The organism is Simiaoa sp. (assembly GCF_051972595.1).
GTDB lineage: Bacteria > Bacillota > Clostridia > Lachnospirales > Lachnospiraceae > Acetatifactor > Acetatifactor hominis.
The window spans coordinates 1-5,673 of record NZ_JBOKRY010000071.1 but is presented as its reverse complement, the minus strand read 5'-3'; the positions used below and the strand labels follow the sequence as shown (position 1 = coordinate 5,673).

The following is a 5,673-nucleotide window of genomic DNA, read 5'->3' as shown; positions in this document are numbered from 1 at the left end:
CACTTTTCATTAGAAAATTCACACCCGGAGACGTGACATCAAGGCGTGATGTTCCATCCGCCGTGGGCGTTCGTGGAGTTGCTTAACTAACTCTCAATTTACACCGTTACGATAACGCCGCCGTCATTGGCGTACATGCTGCTGACGCCGCGGGTGTCCATGATCAGGCTATCTTTGAACTGTACCTTATCCGTAAGAAGCTTTTTGATGGTCTCGGCGCGGCCCGGTGCATTACAATGGGTGATCATCAGTGTGCGGTCTTTGGTGTCTCCGACTTCCTCTAAAATGATCTCTGCCATTCTGCGGAGTGCCTTCTTCATGCCGACACTCTGTCCTCTCTGTACAATATTTCCTTTGTCTCCTGCCATAATGGGCTTAATGCTTAAGGTGGATGCCACCAGTGCCTTCACGCCGGTCAGTCTCCCGTTCTTACGCAGAGTCTCCAGATTATCCAGTACAAAATACGTGTGGATATTGCTGCGGAATTCCTCGATCTGTTTTACAATCTCTTCAAAGGGAAGTCCCTGCTCCTCCAGCTCTACCAGCTTCTTCACGATCTGCGTCTCACCACAGCTGGCAGATTCGGAATCAATGACATGGATCTGCTTCTTACCATATTTTTCCCGATACAGATTCATTCCCAGCACCGCACTGTTGTAGCTTCCACTTAGGTGTGATGACAAGGTGATCGCATATACGTGCTCTGCCTCTGTACGATAAGCCTCCCGGAACTTCTCCGGGGAAGGGCACGCAGACTTGGGACATTTGGGAGATTCCGCCACCTTTTTCAGAAACTCTGCCTGATCAAAGTTCTCATCATCCTGGATTCTATAATCTCCCACTTCCAGTCCCAGCGGAACGATCTCAAACCGAGGATCCTGCAGATACTCTTCCGGCAATTCACAACAACTGTCTACTACGATTTTGAAACTCATAATATCTATCTCCATATGATTAATGATTTGTTATTTTTTATAAACCATGCCATGTAGTTTTTAATACTACTTATAATAGCACGAAACATTTCGTTCGTAAAGCTTTTACACAAAATATTCATATTTCCTTTTTCCCGTACATCGTTTATACTGTTTCTATATTGCATGACACCGGAACGCAAGATACCATCACCGGAGTAAGGAGCCTCCATGATCGCATTACAGATTACATCCATGAAAAATTTTATGAATCACCTGCTGGTAGCGGATACATTTGATCCTTTTCTTCTGGAAGAAGCCACCATCAGCACCGCCCTCACCGTAACCATCGACGGGCATATCAACAAGGACTTCTATCCTGCTGACGAACGAGGCGAAGACTGTATTCCCTGGGAACTGCAGTCTTTTAGCAAAATAAAAGGACTGTGCTTTGACCTGATCAAGGGAAAACACACTCCTTTGTATTTTAAATTTGTGCTTCATATGCAGCCGGATAAAGCCGCTGCCATGCTTACAAAAGCCCAGGTGGACCCTGACGTCATCCGTGCCCTGGTGCTTACCATCCGCTACGATGGGGAAAAAACGGTTCTCACCACCGGATGTGCTTACCAGACCTTCACTATGGATAAAAGTGCCGATACCGCCTGGGACAAGGCGCTGAAAAAATATCTGGATCTGAAGGGAATCGCTTACGAAGAGCTCTGATTCCTCTCTCCGGGTCATCACCTGTTCTTCGAATCATTCAGAAACGGCCCTAAGCCGGTCACTCCTTCATCTTCGGCTTACTAAATAGACTTGCCAGATAACCGAGGATCAGCGCTGCGGAGGTTCCCACGGCTCCTGCCTTGAAACCTCCGGCAAAAAGCCCTAAAAAGCCCTGTTCCTGCACCGCTTCTTTCACGCCCTTCATTAATACATTTCCAAAGCCAAGCAGCGGTACGCTGGCACCGGCCCCCGCATAATCCTGAAAAGGTTCATACCAGCCAAGGGCACTGAGTACTGCACCGGTGACCACTAAGAGCACCATAATGCGTCCCGGCATCATCTTCGTCTTTTCCATCAGGATCTGCACCAGAGCGCAGATCAGACCGCCCACCCAGAAAGCATTGATATAATCCATCCTCTGCGTTTCCTCCTTATATCTGTTTATGGACAGTCTCTGCACTTTTTCCTGAATTTATGCGTTCCTTATACTCTTAAGCGTTCTTTTTGCCAAACCGGAACCACTCCGGCGGAAGCTGTACCAGGATCACAGCGGCAAATACGATAACGCAGCCTGCGATCTGTCTCGGAGTCAGTGTCTGATCCGTACTTAAAAATCCGATCTTGTAAGCGATCCATCCGGAGATAGTGGCAATGACGGATTCCAGACTCATGATGAGCGCTGCCACCGTGGGATTCAAGCCCTTCTGCCCCACAATCTGCAGAGTATAGCCCACACCGCAGCTTAAAACACCGGCATACAGCAGTGCTCCCAGACCTTCCTGAATCTGTCCGAAAGTCGGCTGTCCCCAGATAAGTGCCCCGATGCAGCAGACGACACCGCACACCGTGAACTGGATACAGGATACCACCGCTCCATCGATGCTCGCTGCATAATGATCAACCGTCATGATCTGTATTGCAAAAGCAATAGCACATAAAAATACCATGACATCCCCCGCCCCCAGGCGCAATGATTCTGTCATGCAGAGCAGATACATTCCCACCGCTGCCATGCCGGCTGCTGCCCAGACCACCGGTGCTACCTTTTTCTTCAAAAAAATACCAAACATGGGCACAAAAATAATATACAGGGTCGTGATAAATCCCGCCTTGCCGACACTGGTATACTTGATACCGAATTGCTGCAGGGTACTGGCAATGGTCAGGAAGATACCACACAGAAGCCCTGCCTTGGCATTCAGTTTCCAGTCTAATTTTGCTGCCTTGTCTCCTGCGATCTTCCGACTGATCAAAATATACATCAGAATACCGGCAGCGCCGATCAGGGAACGGACGCCGTTAAAAGTAAACGGATGCATGTAATCCATACCCTTGCTCTGGGAGACAAATGCCATGCCCCAGATGGTGGCTGTCAGCAGAAGGATCAGGCTGTTTCTCGTTGTTTTTGCTCTTGTCTTTTCCATAGTTATATTTTATGTTCCTTGTATTTTCCGTTCCTGATTTTTTCGTCCCTTGTTGCTTTACATTTATGGGATTTTGTCAGGACCGTTTTTTATATTTCTCAGCGATCTCCGCAACTACATCCCGCAGCATTTTTCCGCTGCAGTCTATGATGAGATCCGCATATTTCTCATACAACGGGGTTCTCTCATCATACAGATCCCGCAGGGTCTGACCGGGCTGCAGAGTCACGCCCCTGGCGTTCAGATTCCCCAGCCGTTTCTCCACTTCCTCATAGGGAAGCTTCAGATATACCACCGTACTGATCTCCCGCAGATGCTGCATGCCTTCCGGCTCGTAGCAGGCGCTTCCACCTGTGGCAATGATGCTGTTCTCCAGATTTAAGGACGCATTCACGTCGCTCTCAATCTGCCAGAAGCCTTCCACACCATATTCCGTGATCAGTTCGTGTAATAATTTGCCGTGTCTGTCCTGGATCACCAGGTCGGAATCCACAAAACGTCTGCCCAGGCGCTTCGCCAGGACGACACCTACCGTACTTTTTCCCGAGCCCGGCATGCCGATCAGAGTAATATTATTTTTCATAAATTTCTGCCCACCTTACCTATGCACAAGAAAATCGCCGCCTGTAAGCGACGATCTTCCGTCTTATTATCTATTTATTGTAACGTTGCAGCTTTCCTTCACAACATTATGTCTGCCGCTTTTGCTGAATCGCTACATATTTTACTTCATTATACTTCTGCAATTACTTCCACTTCACATAATACGTTCTTGGGAAGGGTCTTGACTGCAACGCAGCTCCTTGCAGGATTCTCAGTAAAGTACTTTGCATAGACCTGATTGAACGCTGCGAAATCGCCCATGTCTGCCAGGAAGCAGGATGTCTTGGCTACTCTGGTGTAATCGGTACCTGCTGCCTTTAACAATTCGCCGATATTCTTCATTACCTGCTCTGCCTGTTCCTCGATGGTAGTTCCATGAATCTCGCCGGTAGCAGGATCAATGGGGATCTGTCCGGATGCGAAAAAGATATTGCCCAGTACGATACCCTGGGAGTAAGGTCCGATCGCTGCGGGTGCTTTGTCTGTTGAAATCTTCTGTAACATAATATTCTCCTCTTTCTTGCTATAATTTAATTCACTCTTAAATCTGTCATCTGCGCCTTGAGCTGCCTGCTACCCGGCATGTTCCGAAATTTCTGCGGCATCCCCGGCGTTTACTTTGTCATATCTACCTCCGGCTCATCAAATTCCGCCGTCACATAGAATCCTCTGGAATTCTCCACAATATCCGCCACGACTCCTTCACGGTTCTTCAATCGGTAACGGAACGGAATATTCGGAGACATCGCCAGGGACGGGTCTATGGTATAGTAATAGTTACTGGGCAGAAGTCCCTCCGTAACCGTGATCTTCTGTCCGACCTCCAACAGTCCCGGTCGTTCCATCTTAAATTCTATCCTGCGCATTCTGACTCACCAGCCATTCCCGGCATAATATTTTTCGCCGTTTGAGGTTTATTTTACCAGTAACTTACAGCGCTTGCAAGAGTGCTTTTCACTATTTCACCGCCGGACTCTCCAGTACTACCGCATGTGCGATTCCCGGCACGCTTTTGCCTTCATTAAAACTGGTCTTACTGAGCAGGGCTCCGGTGGGGAGGAAGAGGATTTTTTTCCACTCACCGGATTCCAGCTTCGGCAGAATATATGCTGCCAGAGTCACGGCGCTGCAGCCGCAGCCGCTGCCACCTGCATGGGTGTCCTGGGCATCTGCATTAAAGATCTCAATGCCACAATCACTGTGTCTGCCGGCAATATCAATTCCTTTTTCCCGCAGCAGATCGATCAACACTGTCTGTCCCACGCTTCCCAGATCCCCGGTGATGATCCGGTCATATTCCTGAGGCTGCACATGAAAATCCTCCAGGTGGCGTTCGATGGTATCTGCGGCGGCAGGTGCCATGCAGGCCCCCATGTTCATGGAATCCTTGAGTCCATAGTCCACGATCCGTCCGGGAGTCATGCCGGTGATATGAGCTCTGCATTTCTGATTCAGCCCCAGGGCAAAGGCTCCGCTTCCTGTCACAGTCCAGCTGGCAGACAGCGGTCTCTGGTTTCCATAATCTAACGGAAAACGAAACTCTTTCTCCGCGCTGGCGAAATGGCTGGAAGTCACACAAACCACATGCTCCGCATAACCTCCCGCTGCCATCACAGCTCCCAGTGTCAGCGCTTCCCCACAGGTGGAGCAGGCTCCGTAGACACCAAACAGAGGAATATTGTAAGCGGAGATACCGAAGGAAGTGGCAATACACTGTCCCAACAGATCACCAGCGAAGAGATACGAAACATCCTCTGCTTTCCACCCGGCCTTTTCCATGACCATGTATACTGCGTCCTTCTGAAGATTGCTTTCTGCCTCCTCCCAGGTCTTACAACCGAAGAGATCATCCTCTCCTACCATGTCGAACAAGGCACCTAACGGTCCTTCGCCCTCTTTTTTCCCTACGATACTGGCACCTGCGATCACGCACACAGGCTGTGCCAGACGGATACTGCTTCTTCCCACTCTCTGATTCATAATTTCTCCTTCCATGCGATAACACT

At 49.1% G+C, this 5,673-nt stretch carries 8 protein-coding genes; 1 reads left to right on the top strand and 7 read right to left on the bottom strand.

Going from position 1 to position 5,673, the window contains the following annotated elements; translation table 11 throughout:
* Positions 1-98: 98 nt before the first annotated feature.
* Positions 99-935, bottom strand: a complete 837-nt coding sequence (locus ACTRDR_RS14610; protein ID WP_440528349.1) for a DegV family protein — start codon at positions 933-935, stop codon at positions 99-101.
* A gap of 210 nt (positions 936-1,145) precedes the next feature.
* Between ACTRDR_RS14610 and ACTRDR_RS14605 the strand changes: the two genes are divergently transcribed.
* The gene (locus ACTRDR_RS14605) at positions 1,146-1,640 is read left to right on the top strand and encodes a DUF5721 family protein (protein WP_440528348.1); all 495 of its coding nucleotides are present in this window, start codon (positions 1,146-1,148) and stop codon (positions 1,638-1,640) included.
* Positions 1,641-1,698: 58 nt separating this feature from the next.
* Here the strand turns inward: ACTRDR_RS14605 and ACTRDR_RS14600 are convergent, their stop codons facing one another.
* The 6 genes from ACTRDR_RS14600 to ACTRDR_RS14575 form a co-directional block, all read right to left on the bottom strand.
* Positions 1,699-2,055: a SpoVA/SpoVAEb family sporulation membrane protein gene (locus tag ACTRDR_RS14600; RefSeq protein ID WP_176865659.1), complete on the bottom strand. Its 357-nt coding sequence runs from the start codon at positions 2,053-2,055 to the stop codon at positions 1,699-1,701.
* Positions 2,056-2,131: 76 nt separating this feature from the next.
* Positions 2,132-3,064 carry a DMT family transporter gene (locus ACTRDR_RS14595; RefSeq protein ID WP_440528347.1) on the bottom strand — a complete coding sequence of 311 codons (933 nt, stop codon included), beginning with the start codon at positions 3,062-3,064 and terminating at the stop codon, positions 2,132-2,134.
* Between the two features lie 76 nt (positions 3,065-3,140).
* Positions 3,141-3,647 carry a shikimate kinase gene (locus ACTRDR_RS14590; RefSeq protein WP_440528345.1) on the bottom strand — a complete coding sequence of 169 codons (507 nt, stop codon included), beginning with the start codon at positions 3,645-3,647 and terminating at the stop codon, positions 3,141-3,143.
* A 149-nt stretch (positions 3,648-3,796) separates the two neighbouring features.
* Positions 3,797-4,171: a RidA family protein gene (locus tag ACTRDR_RS14585; RefSeq protein ID WP_118505147.1), complete on the bottom strand. Its 375-nt coding sequence runs from the start codon at positions 4,169-4,171 to the stop codon at positions 3,797-3,799.
* A 110-nt stretch (positions 4,172-4,281) separates the two neighbouring features.
* The gene (locus tag ACTRDR_RS14580) at positions 4,282-4,533 is read right to left on the bottom strand and encodes a hypothetical protein (RefSeq protein WP_022153424.1); all 252 of its coding nucleotides are present in this window, start codon (positions 4,531-4,533) and stop codon (positions 4,282-4,284) included.
* Between the two features lie 91 nt (positions 4,534-4,624).
* The gene (locus ACTRDR_RS14575; protein ID WP_440528342.1) at positions 4,625-5,647 is read right to left on the bottom strand and encodes a stage V sporulation protein AD; all 1,023 of its coding nucleotides are present in this window, start codon (positions 5,645-5,647) and stop codon (positions 4,625-4,627) included.
* Positions 5,648-5,673: the final 26 nt, after the last annotated feature.